General features: G+C 60.5%; 23 protein-coding genes and 1 pseudogene. 13 read left to right on the top strand and 11 right to left on the bottom strand.

Features of this window, described 5'->3' with window-relative positions:
* The first annotated feature begins 66 nt into the window (after positions 1–66).
* Positions 67–708, top strand: a complete 642-nt coding sequence (locus BK658_RS24100; protein WP_123584489.1) for a pseudouridine synthase — start codon at positions 67–69, stop codon at positions 706–708.
* On the opposite strand, the gene BK658_RS24095 is transcribed toward BK658_RS24100, so the two are convergent.
* Together BK658_RS24095 and BK658_RS24090 are read right to left on the bottom strand one after the other, a co-directional pair.
* On the bottom strand, positions 703–912 hold the full coding sequence (locus tag BK658_RS24095; protein ID WP_007937369.1) for a DUF2788 domain-containing protein: 210 nt from the start codon (positions 910–912) through the stop codon (positions 703–705). The genes BK658_RS24100 and BK658_RS24095 overlap by 6 nt on opposite strands.
* Before the next feature lie 217 nt (positions 913–1,129).
* A complete protein-coding gene (locus BK658_RS24090; RefSeq protein ID WP_007894448.1) occupies positions 1,130–1,609 on the bottom strand; it encodes an Lrp/AsnC family transcriptional regulator in 480 nt (159 codons plus the stop codon).
* Positions 1,610–2,044: 435 nt separating this feature from the next.
* Between BK658_RS24090 and BK658_RS24085 the strand changes: the two genes are divergently transcribed.
* Entirely contained in the window at positions 2,045–3,148 is a 1,104-nt protein-coding gene (locus tag BK658_RS24085; RefSeq protein ID WP_123584488.1) for a DUF6515 family protein, read from the top strand.
* Here BK658_RS24085 and BK658_RS24080 read toward each other — a convergent pair.
* A complete protein-coding gene (locus BK658_RS24080) occupies positions 3,133–4,038 on the bottom strand; it encodes a cation diffusion facilitator family transporter (protein WP_123584487.1) in 906 nt (301 codons plus the stop codon). The two genes, BK658_RS24085 and BK658_RS24080, sit on opposite strands and share 16 nt — an antisense overlap.
* A gap of 28 nt (positions 4,039–4,066) precedes the next feature.
* Positions 4,067–4,486, bottom strand: coding sequence for a polyribonucleotide nucleotidyltransferase (locus BK658_RS24075; RefSeq protein WP_123584486.1), 420 nt, complete (start codon positions 4,484–4,486; stop codon positions 4,067–4,069).
* A gap of 109 nt (positions 4,487–4,595) precedes the next feature.
* On the opposite strand from BK658_RS24075, the gene hrpB reads away from it, so the two are divergent.
* A complete protein-coding gene (hrpB, locus tag BK658_RS24070) occupies positions 4,596–7,127 on the top strand; it encodes an ATP-dependent helicase HrpB (RefSeq protein ID WP_123584485.1) in 2,532 nt (843 codons plus the stop codon).
* A 184-nt stretch (positions 7,128–7,311) separates the two neighbouring features.
* Here hrpB and BK658_RS24060 read toward each other — a convergent pair whose 3' ends face one another.
* Positions 7,312–8,391 (bottom strand): endonuclease/exonuclease/phosphatase family protein, encoded by a 1,080-nt coding sequence (locus BK658_RS24060; protein WP_123584483.1) that lies wholly within the window; start codon positions 8,389–8,391, stop codon positions 7,312–7,314.
* A 73-nt stretch (positions 8,392–8,464) separates the two neighbouring features.
* Entirely contained in the window at positions 8,465–9,139 is a 675-nt protein-coding gene (locus BK658_RS24055; RefSeq protein WP_123584482.1) for a YciC family protein, read from the bottom strand.
* 177 nt (positions 9,140–9,316) lie between these two features.
* Here BK658_RS24055 and BK658_RS24050 point away from each other — a divergent pair, with 177 nt between their 5' ends.
* From BK658_RS24050 to BK658_RS24030, 5 genes are all read left to right on the top strand, one after another.
* Positions 9,317–10,102: a DUF2076 domain-containing protein gene (locus BK658_RS24050; RefSeq protein WP_123584481.1), complete on the top strand. Its 786-nt coding sequence runs from the start codon at positions 9,317–9,319 to the stop codon at positions 10,100–10,102.
* A gap of 138 nt (positions 10,103–10,240) precedes the next feature.
* Positions 10,241–10,720: a LabA-like NYN domain-containing protein gene (locus tag BK658_RS24045; RefSeq protein WP_019691557.1), complete on the top strand. Its 480-nt coding sequence runs from the start codon at positions 10,241–10,243 to the stop codon at positions 10,718–10,720.
* A 22-nt stretch (positions 10,721–10,742) separates the two neighbouring features.
* Positions 10,743–11,354: a 3'-5' exonuclease gene (locus BK658_RS24040; protein WP_123584480.1), complete on the top strand. Its 612-nt coding sequence runs from the start codon at positions 10,743–10,745 to the stop codon at positions 11,352–11,354.
* A gap of 125 nt (positions 11,355–11,479) precedes the next feature.
* Positions 11,480–12,406: a drug/metabolite exporter YedA gene (gene yedA, locus BK658_RS24035; protein ID WP_123584479.1), complete on the top strand. Its 927-nt coding sequence runs from the start codon at positions 11,480–11,482 to the stop codon at positions 12,404–12,406.
* Between the two features lie 52 nt (positions 12,407–12,458).
* Positions 12,459–13,793: an RNA helicase RhlE1 gene (locus BK658_RS24030; RefSeq protein WP_019691560.1), complete on the top strand. Its 1,335-nt coding sequence runs from the start codon at positions 12,459–12,461 to the stop codon at positions 13,791–13,793.
* Positions 13,794–13,941: 148 nt separating this feature from the next.
* On the opposite strand, the gene BK658_RS24020 is transcribed toward BK658_RS24030, so the two are convergent.
* The gene (locus BK658_RS24020) at positions 13,942–15,183 is read right to left on the bottom strand and encodes a TIGR03862 family flavoprotein (RefSeq protein ID WP_185019889.1); all 1,242 of its coding nucleotides are present in this window, start codon (positions 15,181–15,183) and stop codon (positions 13,942–13,944) included.
* Positions 15,184–15,477: 294 nt separating this feature from the next.
* Positions 15,478–16,398, bottom strand: coding sequence for a histone deacetylase family protein (locus tag BK658_RS24015; RefSeq protein ID WP_123584477.1), 921 nt, complete (start codon positions 16,396–16,398; stop codon positions 15,478–15,480).
* A 77-nt stretch (positions 16,399–16,475) separates the two neighbouring features.
* Here BK658_RS24015 and BK658_RS24010 point away from each other — a divergent pair, with 77 nt between their 5' ends.
* The 3 genes from BK658_RS24010 (at position 16,476) to BK658_RS24000 (ending at position 18,611) form a co-directional block, all read left to right on the top strand.
* Complete coding sequence (locus BK658_RS24010) at positions 16,476–17,045, top strand: GNAT family N-acetyltransferase (RefSeq protein ID WP_123584476.1); 570 nt, start codon at positions 16,476–16,478, stop codon at positions 17,043–17,045.
* 106 nt (positions 17,046–17,151) lie between these two features.
* The gene (gene tesB / locus BK658_RS24005; protein ID WP_123584475.1) at positions 17,152–18,021 is read left to right on the top strand and encodes an acyl-CoA thioesterase II; all 870 of its coding nucleotides are present in this window, start codon (positions 17,152–17,154) and stop codon (positions 18,019–18,021) included.
* On the top strand, positions 18,018–18,611 hold the full coding sequence (locus BK658_RS24000; protein ID WP_123584474.1) for an HAD family hydrolase: 594 nt from the start codon (positions 18,018–18,020) through the stop codon (positions 18,609–18,611). The genes tesB and BK658_RS24000 overlap by 4 nt, the downstream gene beginning before the upstream one ends.
* Before the next feature lie 117 nt (positions 18,612–18,728).
* Here the strand turns inward: BK658_RS24000 and BK658_RS23995 are convergent, their stop codons facing one another.
* Positions 18,729–19,694 carry an alpha/beta hydrolase gene (locus BK658_RS23995; protein WP_123584473.1) on the bottom strand — a complete coding sequence of 322 codons (966 nt, stop codon included), beginning with the start codon at positions 19,692–19,694 and terminating at the stop codon, positions 18,729–18,731.
* Positions 19,695–19,796: pseudogene (locus BK658_RS23990) on the bottom strand (neutral zinc metallopeptidase); the annotation flags it as partial.
* 345 nt (positions 19,797–20,141) lie between these two features.
* Here BK658_RS23990 and BK658_RS23985 point away from each other — a divergent pair.
* Both BK658_RS23985 and BK658_RS23980 read left to right on the top strand, forming a co-directional pair.
* Positions 20,142–20,918, top strand: coding sequence for an IclR family transcriptional regulator (locus BK658_RS23985; protein WP_123584472.1), 777 nt, complete (start codon positions 20,142–20,144; stop codon positions 20,916–20,918).
* A 170-nt stretch (positions 20,919–21,088) separates the two neighbouring features.
* Entirely contained in the window at positions 21,089–21,988 is a 900-nt protein-coding gene (locus BK658_RS23980; RefSeq protein WP_123584471.1) for a DMT family transporter, read from the top strand.
* Positions 21,989–21,994: 6 nt separating this feature from the next.
* Here the strand turns inward: BK658_RS23980 and BK658_RS23975 are convergent, their stop codons facing one another.
* Positions 21,995–23,617, bottom strand: a complete 1,623-nt coding sequence (locus BK658_RS23975) for a methyl-accepting chemotaxis protein (protein ID WP_123584470.1) — start codon at positions 23,615–23,617, stop codon at positions 21,995–21,997.
* Positions 23,618–23,623: the final 6 nt, after the last annotated feature.

Raw genomic sequence — 23,623 nt, 5'->3', positions numbered from 1 at the left:
GTCATGGTCATTTAGCGGTCGGGGCACTAACATTGGCAGCCCTGACCGTTAGATGTTGTTTTTTCCATGCCGCGTCCTCCTCGTCCCGCTTCCCGCCGCCCCGGCGTGAAACCTGCGCAATCCTCTTCAGCCCCGCGACGTGTTGCCAAAGCACCACCGGCCGAGCCGAAGCTGATTCTGTTCAACAAACCCTTCGATGTGCTGACGCAGTTCAGCGACGCAGAAGGGCGGGCGACGCTCAAGGACTTTATCGAGATTCCCGGGATCTACCCGGCTGGACGGCTGGACCGTGACAGCGAAGGCTTGCTGCTGCTGACCAACGATGGCCAGCTTCAGGCACGCATCGCAGATCCGAAACACAAGTTGGCCAAGACCTATTGGGTACAAGTGGAAGGCGAGCCGAGCGCCGAGCAATTGCAGCACTTGCGCGAGGGCGTCGAGTTGAATGACGGCATGACCTTGCCGGCGCAGGCGCGGCAGCTGGAAGAACCTGCACTATGGCCGCGTAACCCGCCGGTGCGCTTTCGCAAAAGCGTGCCGACCAGTTGGCTGGAATTGGTGATTCGTGAAGGGCGTAACCGTCAGGTGCGACGCATGACCGCTGCGGTTGGCTTGCCGACTCTGCGTCTGGTGCGGGTGAGAATCGGCGACTGGACCATCGAAGGTCTCGATCAGGGCCAGTGGAAAGAAGTGCCGGCGCGCTTATAGAGTGCCGGATTCGATCAGGCCGATCACCACGCTTTTGATGACGAACGCGGCCACGCCCAAGCCCAGCACAAAGAACAGGATGAACGAGCCGAAGCGTCCGGCCTTGGATTTTTTCGCCAGATCCCAGACGATGAAACCCATGAAAATGATCAGGATGCTCACCAGACCGGTCATCATCCACTCTTCAAATACTGCAGGATCCATCGATTATCTCCAGCGCGGGCGGGGCAAAAAAGGCTGGGGAAGTATACGCCAATGGATATTGGCGGCGCATTGACGTACGTCGGTCTACCGCAGTGATTCGTCGCCTGTGCGGGCCCCATCGCGAGCAGGCTCGCTCCCACATTGGATCTTCAGTGAACACATTATTTGTGAGCATCCGAGATCAACTGTGGGAGCGAGCTTGCTCGCGATGGCGTACTTAGCTGCGCAGGTGGGTCAACGGCAACTCGGTGCTGTTGAGCACCTGGTTCAGCACAAAGCTTGAGCGCACGCTGGTCACGCCTTCGATGCGGGTCAGGTGGCCGAGCAGCAGTTTCTGGTAATGGTCCATGTCCGGCACCACCACCTTGAGTTGATAGTCGGCGTCCATCCCGGTCACCAGGCTGCATTCGAGCACTTGCGGCAAGGTGCGGATGGCGGCTTCGAAGTTTTCGAAGCGCTCGGGCGTGTGCCGATCCATGCCGATCAACACGTAGGCGGTCAGGCTCAAGCCGAGCATCTTGCGGTCGAGCAGGGCCACCTGGCGGGTGATGTAGCCGTCGTCTTCAAGCTGCTTTACCCGCCGCGAACAAGGCGATGGCGACAGGCCGATGCGTTCGGCGAGCTCCTGATTGGAGATGCGCGCGTCGCGCTGCAATTCCGCCAAAATGCTCAGGTCGTATCGGTCGAGTTTGCTCATGAGTCAGGCCTTTGTCTTAACTATTGCGGTAGATTATCTATCCGTGATGAAAAATTGCGCAAGTTATGTTTATTTGAGCAATCTTCGCAATCCTCTGTCGCCAGCTCAAGCCTATTCTTATCACCAGAATCACTGCCCGGACAAACAGTCCACAGCGGCCCGCCGAATCAGGCCAGCCGCGGCCACCACTCCCACAGGAGCTGAGTTGGCCCCCGGGCTACACACTGTCCAGAAGACGGAGTGAGGTGAGCCGGCGTCAAAAGCGTCGAGCACGGACGAAGTTCTCAAAGGGAGGCCGACGGGTCTCCCTTTTTTATTGCCCGCGAAACGCCTTTTATGGCCTGCAAAATAAGTCTCGTGACTGATAACCTGTTGCTGAACCGGCCTGTGCTTTACCAGTCTTACGTATAGGTCACCACCGTAGTGAGGAATAGCATGAAGTCGCGCATCTGGCGTATGGCAGGTGTTGGTGTGTTGTGTGCAAGTGTCAGCGCGCCATTGCTGGCAGAAGGTCAGGGTGGGGAGGAGCTCCTTCGTAGACAGCAGCAACAGCAACAGCAACAGCAACAGCAACAGCAACACAATAACGGTGGTGGTCAGCACGAGCGTGGTGGCGAGGGGCGGCCGGGGAACAATCAACCGCGCCCCGAAAACAATCCGCCTCGTGTGGAAAACATCCAGCAGCACCCGCAAAACATTCAACCTCGCGTTGAGCCCAGCCAGCCACGTCCCCAAATCAATCAGTCACGTCCGCAGACTGAAATCATTCGCGGCAACAACAGCCGCCAGTTCGAACAAAACGGTCAGAATCAGGGCCGACCTGCGCCGGTGAACAACCTGCCGATCCAGGGCCGTCCGGACACTGTTCGCCAGACCCAGGAGCCACAGCGCGGTTACTATCAGGATGTTCCACGACGCAACGATAACAACCAGCGTTGGCAGGCCGGTGGTCGCGATGAGCATCGGGATGAGCGTCGCTGGCCAGGACGTCCGGAAGGACATGGCAATGGCTGGGGTGATGGTCCGCGGTATCGACCAGGTCAAATGATCGACCGCTTCCCGGACCGCCACGACCGTGTACCGTACCGTGGGCAGGATTATTTCTACTCCGGTGGTTATTGGTATCGTCCGCAAGGACCGCGCTACGTGGTGGTCCAACCGCCTCGCGGGATCCGTGTAAGGTATCTGCCCGATTACGCTCAGGAGGTGTGGATCGGTGGTGCGCTGATGTTTCTGGCGGCAGGCGCGTATTACGCCTACGAGGAAAGTACTCAGGAGTATGTCGTGGTTGAGCCGCCGGTAGGCAACCCGGCACCGCAACCGACCAGCAATGGTTATGACGTGGTGGCTTACCCGGCTAATGGGCAATCGCCGGAGCAGGTCGCTCAGGACGGTTACGATTGTTATCGTTGGGCGGTCCAGCAGAGCGGGTTTGATCCTCGGACCGTGACCTATCAGCCGGCGCCACAGGTGGTACAGACTTACCGCCAGGCCGAGGGCAATTGCCTTGTCTCACGCGGTTATCAGGTCACTTTCTGATTCTGGACGGCTTTCACCACTTCCTGCGGGTCGGCGTGCACCAGCACTTCGGCTCGCGGGTAAACGGCGTGAATGGCGTCCGCTGCTTGATCGCTGATGCCGTGCGCGACTGACAGCGTCAGCTCCCCCGGCAACTCCAGATGCAATTGCACGAACCAGTGACTGCCGGAGATCCGTGTGCGCAAGTCATGTGCGCCAAGTACACCGGGCACGCTGCACGCCAGTTCGAGCATGTGCTGGCTGACGTCCGGCGGCAGTTCTTCATCCATCAGCACGGCAAAGCTTTCCCGGGCGATTTGTATCGCACTCCACAAAATGTAGACGGCGATTCCCAGGCCGAACCAGGCATCGACCTGATGCCAGCCAAAACCGGCCAGTACCAACGCGACCAGGATGCTGCCGTTAAGCATCATGTCGGAACGGTAATGCAGCGAGTCGGCGCGCACCGCGCTGGAGCCGGTTTCGCGGATCACCCGGTGTTGCAGCATCAGCAGCGCCAGGGTCAGGACCAGGGAAAAGATGATCACGCCGATGCTGATCCACGGCGCGCCCACCGGTTCCGGGTGTTGCAGGCGCTCGAATGCCTGATACGCGATCAATACCGCACTGCCGCCGATGAACAGTGCCTGAGCCATGCCCGACAAGGATTCCGCCTTGCCGTGCCCGTAGCGGTGATCGTCATCGGCCGGGCGCAACGCGTAATGCACCGCCAACAGATTGAGCAGCGACGTCACGCCGTCGAGTGCCGAGTCCGTCAGCCCGGCGAGCATGCTCACCGATCCGCTCAGCCACCAGGCAATGGCCTTGGCGACAATGAGTGTGCTCGCCACCGCTACAGAGGCGCGGGTGGCGAGGCGTAACAGGCGAGCGTGTTCCGGGCTGCTGGTCATAGGTAGAGCGTTTCCTCGGTGTTGTGCATCAAGCGGCGGGTTGCAGGCCGAGCATGGCCAGTTGCTGAACGCTGCCCTTGTGCTGGATCAGGCGCGGATCATCCAGCGGGAAGCTGCGGCCCAGTTCGCTTTCGAGAATGGCCTGCAACTTGTGGTTATCGACCTTGCCGTCGGCATCGATGGCTTGCCGAAGTTTCTCGGGCGCCACTTGTGCGGTCTTGCCGGGTTCGAAATAAATCGCGCCGGTGGTGAAGTCTATGGCGAACGCGATCAGGCCGGGGATGATATAGAACAGCAGGCCCACGGCATCGAGCGCGGCAATCGCCGGGTCGATCTTGCCGTCGATCTGGCCACGGCGATCCGGGTAGAAAATCGAACCGCAAGCGGTCACTTGAGTCAGCAGGGTCGCAACCAGTACACCGCCAATCAGGCGAAATGGAGTACGCATGGTAAATCTCCTGAGCAAACATGAAACGAAACGTCGTCGGTATGAATTAGGACCGTGATTAACGCCAGGCAGTTCGCCGTTATACTCGCCGATCTGTTTTGGAGCCAGCATGAACTTTTTGCCAATTGATGAAGTTTTACCCGCGCTGCGTGAAGCCTTGGCGACACGCCACGAAGCCGTGCTCGAAGCACCGCCCGGCGCCGGTAAAACCACCCGCGTGCCATTGGCGATGTTGGATGAGCCATGGTTGGCCGGGCAAACCATTCTCATGCTTGAACCGCGTCGGCTGGCCGCGCGGGCGGCGGCCGAACGGCTGGCCAGCGAGCTCGGCGAGAAAGTCGGCGAAACCGTCGGATACCGGATTCGCCTGGACAGCAAGGTTGGGCCGAACACGCGCATCGAAGTCGTCACCGAAGGCATCCTCACTCGTCGTTTGCAGGAGGACCCGGCGCTGGACGGTGTGGGTCTGCTGATCTTCGACGAATACCACGAGCGTAGCCTCGATGCCGACCTCGCGCTGGCCCTGAGCCTGAATGGCCGCGAGTTGTTTCGGGATGAGCAGCCGCTGAAGATCCTGTTGATGTCGGCGACGCTTGAAGGCGAGCGCCTCGCCGGATTGCTGAATGACGCACCGATCCTGCGCAGCGAAGGTCGCATGTACCCGGTGACGATGCGCTGGGGCCGGCAGTTTCAGCCAGGTGAATTCATCGAGCCACGAGTGGTGCAAACCATTCTCGATGCCTTGAACGATGAAGCGGGCAGCCTGTTGGTGTTCCTTCCCGGGCAAGCGGAAATCCGTCGCGTGCATCAGCAGTTGGCGGATGCCTTGGGCGAGCGTTCCGAGGTGTTGCTCTGCCCGTTGCATGGCGAGCTTGATCTGACGGCGCAACGTGCGGCCATCGATCCGGCGCCACCCGGCCAACGCAAAGTGGTGCTGGCCACCAACATCGCCGAAACCAGTCTGACCATCAACGGCGTGCGGGTGGTCATCGACGCCGGGTTGGCACGAGTGCCGCGTTTCGACCCTGGCAGCGGCATGACCCGCCTCGACACCCAGCGCATCTCCCGTGCTAGCGCCACCCAGCGTGCCGGCCGCGCAGGACGGTTGGAACCGGGCGTGTGTTATCGGCTGTGGTCGCAGGATCAACACGAACAACTGGCGGCCTATGCCAGCCCGGAAATTCTCTCGGCCGACCTTGCCGGGCTGGCCCTGCAGCTCGGGCGTTGGGGCGTGTCGCCTGGGCAGTTGATCTGGCTCGATGTGCCTCCGGCGGCGGCTTATGCACAGGCGCAGGATTTGCTCGAACGCCTTGGCGCCGTGCAGGGGGCGTCCGCTGAAGACTGGAAACTCACTCGCCACGGGCAGGCCATGGCCGAACTGCCGGCTCATCCGCGTATCGCGCATCTGTTACTGCGTGGGCAAGCGTTGGGGCTGGCGAACATGGCTTGCGACGTCGCTGCATTGCTCGGTGAGCGGGATATTTTGCGCGGTGCCGGAGCGGATTTGCACAGTCGTCTGGTGCTGTTGTCCGGCGAAGAACGGGCTGCGCGTGGCGCTCAGGGTGGTGTGCAGCGGGCGCGGCAATTGGCCCGGCAATATCGTGGTTATCTGCGTGGCAAAGCCATCAATCCGGTCAGCGATCCAGAGCATCCGCGTTGGCTCGGCGCATTGCTGGCGCTGGCCTATCCGGACCGCGTCGCCCAGCAGCGCCGTGCCGGGGGGGCGGAGTATCGGCTGGCCAACGGTCGTGCGGCTTTGTTCGCCGAGGCTGACAGCCTGATGAAACAACCCTGGCTGGTGATCGCCGATCTGGGCAGTCGTCAGGGGCAACGTGAAGAACGGATTTATCTGGCAGCGGATTTTGATCCGGCGCTGTTCGATTCGGTGTTGGCGGAGCAGGTGCGTTGCGTCGATCAGCTCGATTGGGACGAGCGCGAAGGCGTGCTGCGGGCCGAGCGTCAGCGCAAGGTGGGTGAGTTGGTGCTCAGTCGCGAACCGTTGACCGGTCTTGATGAAACCGCGCGCAGCCAGGCGTTGGTCAATCTGGTGCGCCGCAAAGGGCTGGAGCTGTTGCCGTGGACGCCGGAGTTGCGTCAGTGGCAGGCACGAGTGGCATTGTTGCGTCAGCTGGACTTGAGCAAGCAGGGCGAGAGTGAGTGGCCGGACGTCAGTGATGCGGCGTTGCTGGCCAGTCTGGAACACTGGTTGATGCCGTACCTGGGACGGGTTTCGCGACTCAGCCATTTTGCCAGCCTGGACCTGTCGAGCTTTGTGCATAACCTGCTGCCGTGGCCGTTGCCACAACGCCTCGATGAACAGGCGCCTCATCATTTGAGCGTGCCTTCCGGCTCATCGATTCGTCTGGATTACAGCGAGCAGCCACCGATTCTCGCGGTGCGTTTGCAGGAGTTGTTCGGCCTGGCCGAAACCCCGCGCATTGCCGGTGGCCGGCAGGTGGTCAAGCTGCATTTACTGTCACCGGCGCGCCGGCCGGTGCAGGTCACCCAGGACCTGGCGAACTTCTGGCGCAGCACCTATGCCGAGGTGAAGAAGGACCTCAAGGGCCGTTATCCGAAACATTACTGGCCAGATGACCCGTTGGTGGCAGAGGCCACGGCGCGGGCCAAGCCGCGTAAGTAGACGGGCTTTGTAGTGTGGAAAGGCTGGCACCAATTCTGTGGCGAGGGGGCTTGCCCCCGTTGGATCGCGAAGCGGCCCTAAAACCTGCTAACCCATTCAGCCAGACACACCGCATGCGCAGAATTTACGACTGCTTCGCAGCCGAGCGGGGGCAAGCCCCCTCGCCACAGGGTATTCATTTGCTTCAGGGGGCAGTCGGCAGCAGAAACCGTGCAATCAGCGGCAAATGATCGGAGATGCGCAACGTATCGTCCTGCCGCACTTGCGCTTCGACCCGTTTGATCCGTGGGCTGTAGAACAGGTAGTCGACGGTGCGGTCCGGGCCGTTGAGGCCGGGGTCGTTAGGGTAATGGGTCAGCCATTGGTCCCGATCGACACCGCTGGCCTCGTTGTTGGTCGGGATCATCGGGTACTTGTCCCACAGCACATGCAGCGCGCTGTCTGCGGAGTAGGGCGTGCGTTGCTCGGGCGCGAGGCGTTGATACTGGCCCAGCGGCAACAGGTTGAAGTCGCCACCGATCAGCCATGGCGTGCCGTGGCCTTCATACGTGTCGAGCACCTTGGCAACCGCCGTCACCTTCGCCTGCCGGGTCTCATCAGGTTGCACCGCCCGATCAAGGTGAGTGTTGAGCACCGCCATTTGTCCGCCATCGCGCAGCGGCAGGTAACTCACCAACAGGGCGTTTTTTGGCTGGAACTGACGGCTGATGAAATTGATGGGCGCTTCAGGCAACTGCAGGCGTTCGGCGTGTTCGATCTGGTAGCGGCTCAAGGTCGCCAATTGCCGGCCAACGCTGCCAAAAATATGCGGATCGGGAACGAAGTCGGCCTTCCAGTCGAAGGCGTGCGTGCTGCAAGGGTAGAGGTCGGCCAGGCGTTCCTGGAGCAACTTGAGCTGGTTCTGATAGTCGCTGGCCTTGGCGTCATCATCCAGTTCCTGCAACAGGACTAGGTCCGGCTGCTCATCGCGGATTACCCGCGCCACTTCATCGAGGCTGAAGGCCATGTCTTCCGCGGTCGGACTTTCGTCAGGGCCTTGAGCCAGGTCATTCCAGAAGACATAGCGTTTACCCGCCAGGTACTGGACGTTCCATGTCATCACCTTCAAGGCCTGCCCCGGCACCAGCGTAGGCGCGCTGGTGCTGCAACTGACGGGGAGTGTTTCCTTGGCGTCGGGGCGCCAGGTCAGGCTGTAGAGAAAGGAAAACAGCAGGCTGACGAGAATCAGCAGGCCCAGCAGGGTGTAGCGCAGTAGACGGGTCATGGCTCGGCTTATGGCGTTACAAAGTTGAGCCCGAGCATAACCGAGGTGAGTCCTGACCCCAAGGGTAGAGCTGTCAGGCGCTGCCTTCGGTTTTGTCGGGGGCCTCGCTGATCAACATGAAGAGGCGAAACAGCACCACGCTGGTGAACAGTTGCAGAAAGCTATGGACACTCTCGATGACCAGCGACAGTGCCGGGTTCTGCGGCTCTGGATAAATGGCCATGCTCGCGCCCTTGAGCAACCACAACGGGCCCATCACGCAGAGAATGCACAGCAGGATGCGCAGGAAATTGCCACGGGCCAAGCGCATGCTTTCCCTGATGGCCTCCAGTGGTTGCATGTTGCGCAGCACCAGCAGGTATTCGGCAAAGGCGAGCATCACCATCAGCCATATGCCTGGCAGGAAATACAGCGACAAACCCACCAGAATCAGCAAGGTGTTGACCGCCGTCAGCAATGCAAAGCGCGGCCAGAGGCTGACCGACGCCGACAACAGGGCCAGGGTGCGCGGCGATTCGCCACGGCTGCGGGCATCGAGAAACAGGATCAGCGCGGCGGTGTACAGCGGATAGACCAGCAAGCCGACAATCACGCTATAGCCGGGAAAGGCGCCTGGCCCCTGGGAGTGGTCGACCAGTTGCTGGAGCAAGGCTTCAAGCACGACCAACGGCAGACACAGCGGCACGATGCGGCCCAGGTTGCGCTGGAAGAAATACAAGGAGTCGCGGAGTACGTCTAACGGATTCATCGGTCGCTTTCGCTGATTACAAAGTATGTCGACACTGTAACCGATGCGACCGGTAGTCGAGCAAACGTAAACGTTCGGTAAAGGCTATTGAAACAATCAGTAACAGCCCCATAACTAGTGGGCACCTTATCCATAAGGGAAAAGGGCCATGATTTTCCGGCAATCTATGAGGTCGCCATGAACAGCGAAGAACAAACCCTGATCGATGGACTGTTTTCACGGCTGCAACAGGCCGAAACGGATTCAGCCCCGCGCGATGCTCTGGCCGAGGCGCGGATCAAGGAGCACCTGAGCCGCCAGCCAGCAGCGGGCTATTTCATGACTCAGGCGATTCTGGTGCAAGAGGCGGCGATCAAGAGCCTCGACGAGCAAAACAAACAGCTCACCCAGCAAATTCAGCAGCTGCAAGCCGAACTGCAACAAGCCAGGGCCCAGGCCGCGGCACCGGCGCCAAGCAACAGCGGCGGTGGTTTCCTGTCGAGCATCTTCGGCGGCTCCCGTGATCCACAGCCTGCACCCGCCCAGAGCGCTCCAGCGTCGAGCGGCGGCTGGCGTGAACCGGCGCGGCCTTCTGCGCCACCGCCACAAAACTATGGCGCGCCACAGCAGGGCTTTGGCGCCCCACAGCAAAACTTTGGTGCACCACAACAGAACTACGCGGCACCTCAGCAACAGGCTCCGGCAGCCGGCAGCAGCTTCCTCGGTGGCGCCTTGAAAACCGCAGCCGGCGTAGCGGGTGGCGTGATGCTGGCAGAGGGCATCAGCAGCCTGTTTCACAGCAACCAGCAGCAGCCGCAGCAAATCGTTGAAGTCATCAAGGAAGAACCAGCTCAAGTGAATGACAACGAGCGCCTGGCCAACAACGACTCCTGGAGCAACAACGACCAGGGCGGATTGGCCGACACCGACTACAACGATGACGACACATCGTTGTTTGGCGATGACGACGATTCCTTCGTCTGATACGCCATTCGTCCGGGGCCTTGTCGTGCCCCGGACTGATTATTCGCGGAAAAATCCTTCTGACTGGCATACTGGGCGACTTTTCGGACCTTGGGTCTGATCAATCGCCTGCGCTTGTGCGCGCCATGAGGATTTGCGGTGAAGAAGATCGCGGTGTTCGCCGATGTCCAAAACCTCTATTACACCGTGCGCCAGGCCTACGGTTGTCATTTCAACTACGCCGCCCTCTGGGCTGACGTCAGTCAGCGCGGGCAGATCGTCGAGGCCTATGCCTACGCCATCGATCGCGGCGACAGCAAGCAACAGCAATTCCAGCAGATCCTGCGCAACCTCGGCTTCATTGTGAAGCTCAAGCCCTACATCCAGCGCAGCGACGGCTCGGCCAAGGGCGACTGGGACGTGGGCATCACCCTCGACATCATGGATGCCGCCGATCACGTCGACGAAGTGGTGCTGGCCTCGGGGGACGGTGATTTCGACATGTTGCTGGAGCGGATCATCGCCAAGCACGGTGTCGAAGCGGTCGCCTATGGCGTGCCGGGGCTCACCGCCAATTCGCTGATTCGCGCGGCCAGCCGTTACGTGCCGATCGAAGGCGCGTTGTTGCTTAAAAACTGATTATTGAACCCAAGGAACAGGTTTGGAACGCATAGCCGTCATTGACTTTGAAACCACTGGAATCTCTCCGAGCAGCACGTGCCGGGCCACGGAAATTGCCGTGGTGATTCTTGAACAGGGGCGCATTGTCGACCGTTACCAAAGCCTGATGAACGCCGGCGTGCGCATCCCGGCCTTCATCGAGCAACTGACCGGTATCAGCAACGCCATGCTGCGCACGGCACCCTCGGCCGAGCAGGTGATGAATGAGGTCAACGAATTCGTCGGTATCACGCCGCTGCTGGCCCACAACGCCGCTTTTGATCAGAAGTTCTGGGACTTTGAGCTGGGGCGGATCAAGCGCACACGCTTGCAGAATTTTGCCTGTTCGCTATTACTCGCCCGGCGCCTGATGCCGGCCGCGCCGAACCACAAACTCGGCACCCTCACCACCTTCGCCCAATTGCCCCACACCGGCCAGGCTCACCGGGCCATGGCCGACGCCGAAATGGCCGCCAACCTCACCGCGCATCTGGCGCAAGAACTGCGGCAGAAACACGGCTTGCGCGAGTTGTCGCATGATCTGCTGTGCAGCTTGCAGAAAGTACCGGCGGCGAAGATCAACGAACACCTCAAGCGCCATCGCGGTTTTTAAAGTCAAAAGATCGCAGCCTGCGATCTTTGAAAAGTGTACTGGCCTTATAAACAGGTTTTGTAACTTAAGTTCCGTTCATCGGCTTTCTAAAATAACGCTCTCCTTGTCCTACCTTCGAGCGTCCCATGCCAGGCCTACGCCGTTTTCCATTACCACTGATGGGTGCCTTTTTCGCGTTATACGTGATCTGGGGATCGACCTACCTGGTGATTCGCATCGGCGTGCAGTACTGGCCGCCGCTGATGCTGGGCGGCATTCGTTTTATTGTCGGCGGGACGCTGATGTACGCCTTCCTGCGCTGGCGCGGTGTGCCAGCACCGACTTGGCCGCAATGGAAGGCGGCGGGGCTGATCGGGATTTTGTTGCTCAGTTTTGGCAACGGCGCGGTCAGCATGGCCGAGCACACGGGCGTGGCCTCTGGTGTTGCGGCCTTGGCGGTGGCGACAGTGCCGTTGTTCACCTTGCTCTGCGGGTATTTCTGGGGCACGCGTAATACCCGTCTGGAGTGGGCCGGGATCGTGCTGGGGCTGATTGGTATCGCCATGCTCAATCTGGGCTCCAATCTGCAGTCGAGCCCTTTGGGGGCTGCGCTGCTGATTGGTGCAGCGGCGGCCTGGGCGTTTGGTTCGGTGTGGAGCAAACATTTGCCATTGCCTGAGGGCGCGATGTCCAGTGCGGCGCAAATGCTGGTCGGCGGCGTGGTGTTGTTGATCGGCAGCGCGCTGACTGGCGAACAGCTGCAAAGCTTGCCGCCTCTCGAGGGGTGGGTCGCAATGATGTACCTAGTGGTGTTCGGCTCGATCGTTGCCTTCAACGCCTATATGTACCTGCTGAAAAACGTCCGCCCGGCGGCGGCCACCAGTTATGCCTACGTCAACCCGGCAGTGGCGGTATTGTTGGGGATCGTTTTTGCCGGAGAAAGCATCGGTATTGAAGAAGCTTTGGCGATGGCGGTGATCATCAGTGCCGTGGTGTTGATCAGTCTGCCGCAGTGGCGACGTGCTCCTCAGCGGCCTGCTGTCCTGGTGCCGACAGAATCCCGTGTGAATTAGGGTAAACTGCGCGCCATTGCACACTCGCGCTGATTTTTCCTACGGTATTCCCATGACTTTCGCCACTCTTGGCCTGATCGAACCCTTGCTGCGCGCCCTTGAGACGCTCGGTTACCAGACCCCGACCCCGGTGCAGACGCAAGCCATTCCGGCGGTGCTGGCCGGTCGCGACCTGATGGCTGCGGCCCAGACCGGCACCGGCAAGACCGCCGGTTTCGCCGTGCCGCTGTTGCAGTTGCTGGCCATGGAAGGGCCGAAAGTCACCAGCAACTCGGTACGCGCGCTGATCCTGGTGCCAACCCGCGAACTGGCTGAGCAGGTTCATGAAAGCGTGCGTCAGTATGCCGAGAACCTGCCGCTGAGCACCTACGCGGTGTACGGCGGTGTCAGCATCAACCCGCAAATGATGAAGCTGCGCAAAGGCGTCGACCTGCTGGTCGCCACGCCTGGTCGCCTGCTGGACCTGTTCCGCCAGAACGCGCTGAAGTTCAACCAGTTGCAAACCCTGGTGCTGGACGAAGCCGACCGCATGCTGGATCTGGGTTTCTCCGAAGAACTGGCAAACATTTACAAGGCGCTGCCGAAAAAGCGTCAGACGCTGCTGTTCTCCGCGACCTTCTCCGATGCGATTCGCGAGTTGGCCGGGAAAATGCTCAATGATCCGCTGAGTATCGAAGTCAGCCCGCGTAACGTTGCCGCCAATACGGTCAAGCAATGGGTGGTCACAGTCGACAAGAAGCGCAAGGCCGAGTTGTTCATCCACTTGCTGCGCAAGAATCGCTGGAAGCAGGTGCTGGTGTTTGCCAAGACCCGCAACGGCGTTGACCAGTTGGTGGAAAAACTCCAGGGCCTGAGCGTGAATGCCGACGGTATTCACGGCGATAAACCACAAGCTACACGCCAGCGCGCACTGGACCGTTTCAAGGCCAGCGAAGTGCAGATTCTGGTGGCCACCGACGTCGCGGCCCGTGGTCTGGATATCGAGGACTTGCCACTGGTGGTGAACTTCGACCTGCCGATCGTTGCCGAGGATTACATCCACCGTATCGGTCGCACCGGCCGTGCAGGCGCGACCGGCGAGGCGATTTCGCTGGTGTGTGCCGATGAAGTGAATCAGCTGTCGGCCATCGAGATGCTGACGCGTCAGACTTTGACCCGTCATATGGAGCAAGACTTCGAGCCTGAGCACCGCGTGCCGGACACCGATGCCAGCGGTCAGGTGGTCAAGAAACCGAAAAAGCCGAAGAAGCCCAAAGTCTCCGGTGGCGGCAAACGCAACCTCGGCAAGTGGGTGGAAAGCGGTGATGCTTCAGCGCCGGAACCTTCGATCAAGCCTGTGCGAAAAGTGCCGGTGTTCAATACTGGGCCGCGTAAGCGTAAGCCTTAAGCCCCCCCGACAATGATCGCTCCCACGCAGACAGTTTGACGATCGTTCCCACGCTCCGCGTGGGAATGCTTCACCGGACGCTCTGCGTCCGCTCTTGAAGTGACGCGGAGCGTCACGGGCTGCATTCCCACGCAGAGCGTGGGAACGATCAGCTTCTGTGTTTCAGCCATTCCATCATCCCCAGCCCCGCTGCTCGCCCACTGGCGAAACACGCGGTCAGTAGATAGCCGCCCGTTGGCGCTTCCCAATCGAGCATTTCCCCTGCGCAGAACACGCCAGGCAGTTGCTTGAGCATCAGCTTTTCATTCATTGCCTCGAACGTCACGCCACCGGCGCTGCTGATGGCTTCGTCCAATGGGCGGGTGTTGACCAGCGTCAAGGGCAAGGCCTTGATCGCGTTGGCCAGCAAAAGCGGGTCAGTGAAGCATTCGGCCGGTGTCAATTCGCGCAACAGTGCCGCTTTGACTCCGTCGAGGCCGAGCTGGCTGTGCAAGTGTTTGGCCATGGAGCGTGAACCGCGAGGTTTGCTCAGCGCCGACTGGATTTTATCCACAGGCCTGCCGGGCAGCAGGTCGAGGTGAATGGTTGCCGAGCCGGTCTGATTGATGGCTTCACGGATCGGCGCCGACAACGCATAAATCAAACTGCCTTCGATGCCGGTCGCAGTGATCACGCATTCGCCGAGTCGCGGTACATCATCGTTGAGGCCGATGGCGATATTTTTCAGCGGGGCCCCGGCGAATTTGCTGACCATCAGCTCGCTCCAGGCCTTCACCTCGAAACCACAATTGCTCGGTTGCAGTGGCGCCAGGGCAACTCCGCGTTGTTCCAGCGGCAGCATCCAGGCGCCATCCGAACCCAAACGGGACCAACTGCCGCCACCCAGCGCCAATAACAGTGCATCGGCGCTGATCGCCTTCTCTCCGTCAGGGCTATCGATACGCAGGCTGCCATCGGCGTTCCAGCCCAGCCAACGATGGCGGGTGTGGATAACGACGCCGGCATCGCGCAGGCGTTTGAGCCAGGCGCGCAGTAGCGGGGCGGCCTTCATGTCGGTAGGAAACACACGGCCCGAGCTGCCGATGAACGTTTCGATACCCAAACCATGAATCCACTGGCACAAGGCTTCGGCGCCGAATTCGCGCAGCAACGGGGCAATGTGCGGAGCGCGCTCGGCATATCGCGCCAGAAATGCCGGGTAGGCTTCGGAATGGGTAATGTTCATGCCGCCGACGCCGGCCAGCAGGAATTTGCGACCCACCGAGGGCATGCCGTCGTACAGGTCGACCTTGACCCCGGCCTGGCTCAGCACCTCGGCGGCCATCAGGCCGGCAGGGCCGCCGCCGATGATGGCGACGTGGTGAGGGCGGTTGGCGGAGGGCTGGGTCATGGCGTGAGCTGCGGTTCGGCGGAATAGGGCGGGCATTCTATCAGGAGTGCAGCCCTTGGCAGCCCTGCGCCGGTTCGTAGGAGCTGGCGAAGCCTGCGATCTTTTGACGTTTCGTCGGTCGCGGGAGCTCAAGATCAAAAGATCGCAGCCAGCGGCAGCTCCTACGGGGGGTGTTTTTGGTTGATCAAAAAACAGTCAATGAGCTGCAGGCTATACGCGCTATAGCCTGCAGGCCCTTTCGCTCAGGTTATCCACAGGCCGTTCCACAGGCATTGTGGGTAAAGCATCCACACCTCAGTGACAACCTGATGACTGCCAGACCCGTTGTGCGCTGTGATGGAGGATGCCATGGCGTCGCGCCAGAGCCTTGCGGTCCTTGCTGTAGCCGCCGCCGATCACTCCGACCACCGGAATGTCGCGCCCCAGGCAATGGCGCAGTACGCTTTCGTCGCGGGCGGCGACGCCTTCATCGCTCAGTTTCAGGTAGCCCAGCGCGTCGTCTTTATGCACATCGACACCGGCGTCATACAGCACCAGGTCGGGCTGATAGAGCGGCAGCAGGTAATTCAGCGCGTCATCGACCACGTTCAAGTAGTCCTGATCGCCCATGCCCATGGGTAGCGGAATGTCCCAATCGCTTGTGGCTTTGCGTGCGGGAAAGTTCTTTTCGCAATGAAGGGAAACCGTCACCGCATCCGGGGTATGTTCCAGTATGCGTGCAGTCCCATCGCCTTGGTGCACGTCGCAATCGAAGATCAGTACCCGACCGACCCGGCCGCTTTCCAGCAGGTAATGGCTGATCACCGCCAGGTCATTGAAGATGCAGAAACCGGCCGGGTGATCGTAATGGGCGTGATGCGTGCCGCCGGCCAGATGGCAGGCCATGCCGTGTTCCAGCGCCAGCTCTGCGGCCAACAATGAACCGCCGACTGCGCGCACCGTGCGTCGGGCCAGCGCTTCGTTCCACGGCAGACCGAGCCGCCGCTGGTCTTCGCGGGACAACTCGCCGCTCATATAGCGTTCAATGTACGCAGGGTCATGGGCGAGGGCGAGAATCTCGGTCGGGCAGATTTCCGGGCGCAGTAACTGGTGATCGGCGGTCAGGCCACTGTCCACCAGGTGATCGCGTAGCAGTCGAAACTTGTCCATGGGAAAGCGATGTTCCGCCGGGAATTCGGGGCTGTAGTCTTCGTGGTAAATCAGCGGCAGCGACATGGCGATTTCATGGAGTGAATGAGTGAAGGATCCTACCAGCGATGTAGACTTGTTTGCAGGGGAACGGAGGGGGAACGATGGAGCCGATACTGCAACTCGAGAGCGCGCGGCTGCTGATGCGCCAATGGCGCGATGAGGATTTGCCGGCGTTTGCGGCGATGTGCGCCGACCCGCAGGTCATGCGCTACTTTCCGGCACCCTTGAGCCGCCTGGAAAGTGCGGCATTGATCGGGCGAATCCGTGGTCATTTCGCTGAACATGGCTTCGGCCTCTGGGCGCTGGAGCGCAAGGACACCGGCGCGTTCGTCGGTTTTACCGGATTGGCGGTGGTCGGCTTCGAGGCTTCTTTCACCCCGGCCACCGAAATCGGCTGGCGTCTGGCCCGTGAGCACTGGGGGCTGGGGTACGCCAGTGAAGCGGCCTGGACCGCTCTACGATGCGGCTTTGACCGTTTGGCGCTGGACGAAGTCGTGGCGTTTACCACCGAAGCCAACCTGCCTTCGCAGAAAGTCATGCAAGCCATTGGCATGCATCACGACCCGGCAGCGGATTTCGAACACCCAAAATTGGCGACTGATCATCCGCTGCGCCGCCATGTGCTGTACCGCATTACCCGCGAACAATGGTTGGAAACCTTGCATGGATAAGCTGGCGGGGATGTTTACAATGGGCTCATGGTTGGCCCTGGCCACTATCTGAATCGACCGCCGCAGCCAAGACTGCGCGGCAATGCTCTGTGTGAGGAGAGTCTGAATGAGCCATGTGTTGGATGATCTGGTCGACTTGCTGACCCTGGAACCGATCGAAGAAAACCTGTTTCGCGGTCGCAGTCAGGACCTGGGTTTTCGTCAGCTGTTCGGCGGCCAGGTGTTGGGCCAGTCCCTTTCTGCGGCCAGCCAGACGGTTGAAGAAGCGCGCCATGTGCATTCGATGCACGGTTATTTCCTGCGTCCGGGCGATGCCGGTTTGCCGGTGGTCTATCAGGTGGATCGGGTGCGCGATGGGGGGAGCTTCAGCACCCGCCGCGTGACGGCGATCCAGAAGGGCAACCCGATCTTCACGTGCAGCGCGTCGTTCCAGTACGACGAAGAAGGCTTTGAACACCAGACCGCGATGCCGCAAGTGGTCGGCCCGGAAAACCTGCCGTCGGAGCTGGAAATCACCCAGCAGCGCGCGCATTTGATTCCCGAGCACATGCGCGAAAAGCTGCTGTGCCCCAAGCCGATCGAAGTCCGCCCGGTCACTGAGAAAGACCCGTATAACCCGCAACCGGCCGACCCGATCAAGTACGTCTGGTTTCGCGCCGACGGTGCGTTGGCCGACTCGCCAGCGCTGCATAAATACCTGCTGGCGTATGCCTCCGATTTCGGTTTGCTGACCACATCGATGTTGCCGCACGGCAAGTCGGTCTGGCAGAAAGACATGCAAGTCGCCAGCCTCGATCACGCCTTGTGGTTCCATGCCGACCTGCGCGCCGATGACTGGTTGCTGTACGCCATGGACAGTCCATGGGCTGGCAATTCTCGCGGCTTCTCACGCGGCAGTGTGTTCAACCGCGCCGGCAAACTGGTGGCGTCGGTCACTCAGGAAGGCCTGATTCGTCATCGCAAGGATTGGGCATGAGTCTCTCGGAGGTACGGCATTGGGTGTTCGACATGGACGGCACGCTGACTGTTGCCGTGCACGATTTCGTGGCGATTCGCCAGGCGCTGGCGATTCCCGCTGAACACGACATCCTCACCCACCTCGCAGCGCTGCCGGCCGATGAAGCCGCAGCGAAACACGCGTGGTTGCTGGAACATGAACGGGACTTGGCGCTGGGTTCCAAACCGGCACCCGGTGCGGTGGAACTGGTGCGTGAGCTGGCCGGGCGCGGCTATCGGCTCGGCATTCTCACCCGCAATGCGCGCGAGCTGGCCCATGTCACGCTTGAGGCGATCGGCCTGGCTGACTGCTTTGCGGTGGAGGACGTGCTGGGGCGAGATGAAGCACCGCCCAAACCGCATCCAGGTGGTCTGCTGAAACTGGCCGAGGCCTGGGATGTGGCGCCGAGCGAGCTGGTGATGGTCGGCGATTATCGCTTCGACCTGGATTGCGGGCGCGCAGCCGGGGCACGGACGGTGCTGGTGAATATGCCGGAGAATCCATGGCCGGAATTGGCCGATTGGCATGCGCAGGATTGTGTGCAGCTACGGCAGATGTTGTCGGCTTGAGATATTTGTTGTCTGGTTAACCGCTATCGCGAGCAGGCTCGCTCCCACAGGTGTTATGCGATCAATGTGGGAGCGAGCCTGCTCGCGATGGGGTCATATCAGGCGACATACTTCCAACTACTGAAACAACGCCTTCTGCCCCTCGGGCGAGGTGAACATCTTGTCCCCGTTATGCCCGACGCCGGGCACCTCGATCAGCCGCTGATTCAACCCTTCGGGATGACGCTGCTGCAAGTAGTCAAAGTAGCGATGCCCACGAATCAGCCGATACGCGCCTTGCGTTTCGGCAGCGCAGCTTCTGTCGAGTGCCGGATGATGCGGGTTGGTGTCTCGCTGACCGAGCAAATAGGTGATATTGCGCTGGACGTAACCTTGCTCCAGTTGTTGCGCCGTTTGCCCATTGGCGTAGTCCGGCAGTTTCAGCAGTCCGTACTTCCAGTCATTGAAGTCGGGGCAACGCGTGGCATCGAATGGCACCGGCCGCTGTGCATCGAAATACGCATACGACGACGGGTTGGCGATCACGTAGCGCACGCTGACGCCTGCACTTTGCAGTGCTGGCTGATCGTGGCCGAGCAGTGCATAACGTTGCACCACTTGTGCGCCACCGGAGTGGCCGGCGATGACGATTTCTTTCAGGGTTGGAAACTGCTGGCGATCGCTCAGGCGTTCCAGAATCTTGTCGAGCACCGCAAAGGAGCTCAGTGGATTCGGCCCGATGGACAACTCGCCGGCCATCCAGTCATTGCCGTGCCAGTGCAGCAGGCTGTCAGGCAGTTGATGGCGCGCGCTGTCGCTCTCATTGAGAAACTGCGGCGCGATCACCAGGGTGGTTGCGCTTTGTCCGGCCTGCTCGGCGGCTCTTTCCGCGCTCTGGCGGTAGGTTTCGGCGTTGCGCAAGCGCCCGTGAATCACGATCAGTACACGCTGGATTTGCGGTGATGACTGGCTTATGCCAACCGCCAGTTCGGAGTCGCCCATGTTCAGGCGACCAGGGCTGATGACCTTGACCCCATGCTCGGCAGCCAGCAGGTTGGCGCTGCCTAATAACAGTGCGAATACCAGCAGCCAGCGCGCGCGCATTTACAGGCTCTTCGTCGCGAAGGTGTCGCATTGACTGACCTGGCCCTGGGCGAAGCCGGTCTTGAACCAGCGAACCCGTTGCGCTGAGGTGCCGTGGGCGAAATCGCCGTCACCACCAGCGCCAGCATCCTCACCGCGTGCATCGACCACGTTGTCACTGCGGCGGCCTTTTTTCCATAGCATGTGGGAATCCTCTGTTTACGCGTGGTGATGAGTGTTGCTGGTGAGTGGGATAGGCGCCAGGTTGATGCTCAGACTATGCCGAATAAAAGGCAGTATGGCATTCACCTGCAAAACCGATGGCGGCAGACGAACTTCGGCGAACGTTTCAGGCATCACGTGGGCTGTTTGGTTCCCTCGCCGGTCACGGCTGAACACCGCAGTTCCACATTTTGCATTCATCCGCTTGTCTTCTAGAATCGGCCAAATTTCGTCTGGAATCCCACCATGGCCGGCAGTCAAATCGAACGCGTCTTCAGTGTGCTGGAAAGTCTTACCAGCGACCCGCGAGGCCTGCCGATGCAGGTGTTGGCCGAGCAGCTGGAAATCCCGAAAAGTGCCACTCACCGCTTGCTCGCCGAGCTGATCCGGTTGGGTTACGTGCGGCAGAATCCGGACAACCTGCGGTATCACCTGTCGACCAAACTGGTTGCCATGAGTTTTCGTTACCTGTCGAGCAGCGGCGCGGATATCGTCCAGCCGGTGCTGGATCGGTTGGCCCAGGAAACCGGAGAGTTGGTGCGATTGGGGGTGATTGAACACGAGCGTCAGACCTGGATCGCCAAGTCCCAGGGTGCGCGCTCGGGCTTGCGTTATGACCCGGACATGGGCCGCGATGCACCGTTGTTCTACACCGCCTCCGGCCATGCGTGGCTAGCGAGTATGAGCGACGCAGAGGCCTTGTCGCTGGTGGAGCGCCAAGCCACCGATGTACCGCCGGACCTGGGACCGAATGCGCCACGTTCCACTATCGAATTGCTCGAACGCCTGCGCCTGGCCCGCGAACGCGGCTATGCCTGGGTTCAGGAGAGTTCGGCGGTCGGCACCTCGGCAATCGCCGCCGTGGTGCGCCATTCGGTGAATGGGCGGGTGGTCGGTGTGCTCAGTGTCGCCGGACCGAGTGCGCGGCTGCCCGAGTCTCGATTGCATGAACTGGCGCCGCTGTTGTTGCAGTTTGCCCAGGAGTTGTCGGCGGCGAGTCAGGCGTCGGAGTTGTTCAACTGATCACCATCTTCATGTAGAAACTGTGCGCTGTTCGAACACTATTGGTGTTTTCTTGTGTGAGAAACTGGAATCAAGTTCTAAATTATTGGAATTCGATGTCCTGACAATCATCACCAGAGGATTGCACTGTGAGTTCGCCACTTCGCATCGGGTTGAGCAGTGCCGGGACTATGGGCCAGCCGCATTCCCAGGCTGTATCGAGCACTCCGCTTTCCGGTATCAATCAGCCCTTCAAAGGCATCCTGCTGATCGTTGTTGCGACCTTTCTGTTTTCCACTCACGACGCTCTGTCCAAATACCTGTCGGGTTTCTATCCGGTGATCATGGTGGTGTGGGCGCGGTATCTGGTTCACACGTTGCTGATGGCCGGGATTTTTCTGCCGCAATCCGGCTTGCGCGTCCTGCGCACCAAGCGGCCGTTGCTGCAATTGCTGCGGGCATTGTGCTTGCTCGGGACCAGCTTGTTGTTCACTACGGGCTTGTTGTTCATTCCCTTGGCGGAAGCCACGGCGGTCAACTTTCTTGCACCGGTGCTGGTGACTGCGTTGTCGGTGCCCTTGCTCGGTGAGCGGGTGACGCGTGGGCAATGGCTGGCGGTGATGTGCGGGTTTATCGGCGTGTTGATCATCGTCCACCCGGGCGGTGATTTGTTCACCCCGGCGGTGTTGCTGCCGTTCTGCTCGGCGTTGTTCTTCTGCTTTTACCAACTGCTGACGCGCAAACTCAGCGAGGTCGACAGCCCGACCACCAGCAACTTCTTTGCCGGTTTGTGCAACACCCTGGTCATGAGCGCGCTGGTGCCGATGTTCTGGCAAGTGCCGAGTTTTACCCACGGTCTGTTGATGCTGGCGCTGGGCGGCTGCGGGATGACAGCTCATCTGCTGCTGACTCAGGCGTTTCGGCATGCGGCGCCGGCACTGCTGGCACCTTTTGGTTACTGTCAGATCGTGTTTGCCGGACTGCTGGGTTGGTTGCTGTTTTCCCACACGCCAAGCCTGACCACGGTGATCGGCATCGCGATCATTTGCCTCAGCGGTCTGGCGGCAGCCTGGCAACAGCGCAGAGGCTGATTTTGCTCAAAACCTGAAACGCACCACCAGGTTCTGCAAACCGGCCGCCAATTGCGACAATTCCCGACTGGTGGCGCTAGTCTGGGTCGACGCATCGGCGCTTGCCAGCGACAGGTCGCGGATGTTCAGCAAGTTGCGATCTACCTCCCGGGCCACTTGTGCCTGTTCTTCCGAGGCGCTGGCGATCACCAGGTTGCGCTCGTGGATTTGCTCCATGGCGCAGGTGATTTGCGTCAGGGCCACACCGGCCTGTTCGGCGATCGACAAGGTCTGGGCCACACGCTGGCTGTTGCCGTGCATCGACAGCACCACACTGTCGGTGTCGCCCTGAACCCGGGCGATCATCTGCTCGATTTCCCGCGTCGACTGCTGGGTGCGATGGGCCAGGGCTCGCACTTCATCGGCGACCACGGCAAAACCGCGCCCGGCTTCCCCGGCTCTTGCGGCCTCGATGGCGGCGTTGAGGGCCAGCAGGTTGGTTTGTTCGGCGATGGCGCGGATGACGTCCAGTACTTTACCGATTTCCCGAGATTGTTCGGCCAAGGTCTGAACCTGTTGCAGGGCGGTGCCGACTTCGGCACTCATGGCCTGGATCGAATCGAGGGTCTCGATAACCCGCGCCTGCCCCTGAGTGGCCTCTATTGTCGACTGGCGCGTGGTGTCCGAGGTCGAGACCGCGTTGCGCGCCACTTCTTCGACGGCGACAGTCATTTCGTTGACTGCCGTGGCGGCCTGCTCGATTTCGTTGTGCTGCTGTTGCAAGCGATTGGAGTCCAGCCCGGTGTTCTGGCTCATCTGCTGCGCCGCACCGTTCAGTTGGTTCGACGTATCGCTGATCAACTGCAGGGTGTCGCGCAAGCTGTTCTGCATGCTGGCCAGGGCCCTGAGCAGGCGCGCGGTTTCATCGGGCCCCTGGCTCTTGATCGGCGCACTCAGGTCACCGTCAGCGACCTGCTCGGCTACACGCACAGCCTGGCGGATGGGCATGACGATGCTGCGGATCAGCAGCCAGGCCAGGCATGAGGTCAGCAGGGCAACAGCGATCAGTGCGCCGATCACGGTCATTTTTACCTGGGCGTAAAGCCCGTCGGCATGGCTGGCCGATTGACTGACTTCGCTGGCGGTGAGGTTCATCAGCTCGGTGAACTGATCGCCGGTCTGGGTCGAGTAATCCTGGATTTTTCCGTTGAGCAGCGCGCTCATTTCCTCGCTGCGGTTTTGCCGGGACAGTTCTTCGTATTGATCCAGCGCCTGTCGGTAGCTCTTTACAGTGCTGACAAAGGTTTCGTACTGCAGGCGGTTGTAGTCGTCGACCAGGGGCGCGAACTTGGTCAGCGTTTGCTCAAGCCAGCCTTCCACCTGGTGCAGGCGAGCGATAGTGGCATCGAGTACTTTGGGCTCGCGGTTGAGCGCCATGCGCAGGCTGAGCACGCGAATGCTCAGAATGTAGTCGCGGATTTCCCCCAGGTAGCGTGTGCTGGGCAGGGAGACGTTTTCGGTGTGCTGGCCGGTGGCGCGTACTTCGGCCACCTGCTTGAGGGCAAACAGTCCTTGCAACAACACCAGCAGGGCGATTAGGCCGAAGCTGATCAGCGCACGTTTGGCGATGCTCAGGTTACCCAGAGACATGGTATG

It is taken from the genome of Pseudomonas brassicacearum (assembly GCF_003732175.1).
Lineage (GTDB): Bacteria > Pseudomonadota > Gammaproteobacteria > Pseudomonadales > Pseudomonadaceae > Aquipseudomonas > Aquipseudomonas brassicacearum_G.
The sequence above is the reverse complement of the archived record's forward strand: the minus strand, read 5'-3'. Positions and strand labels throughout refer to the sequence as shown.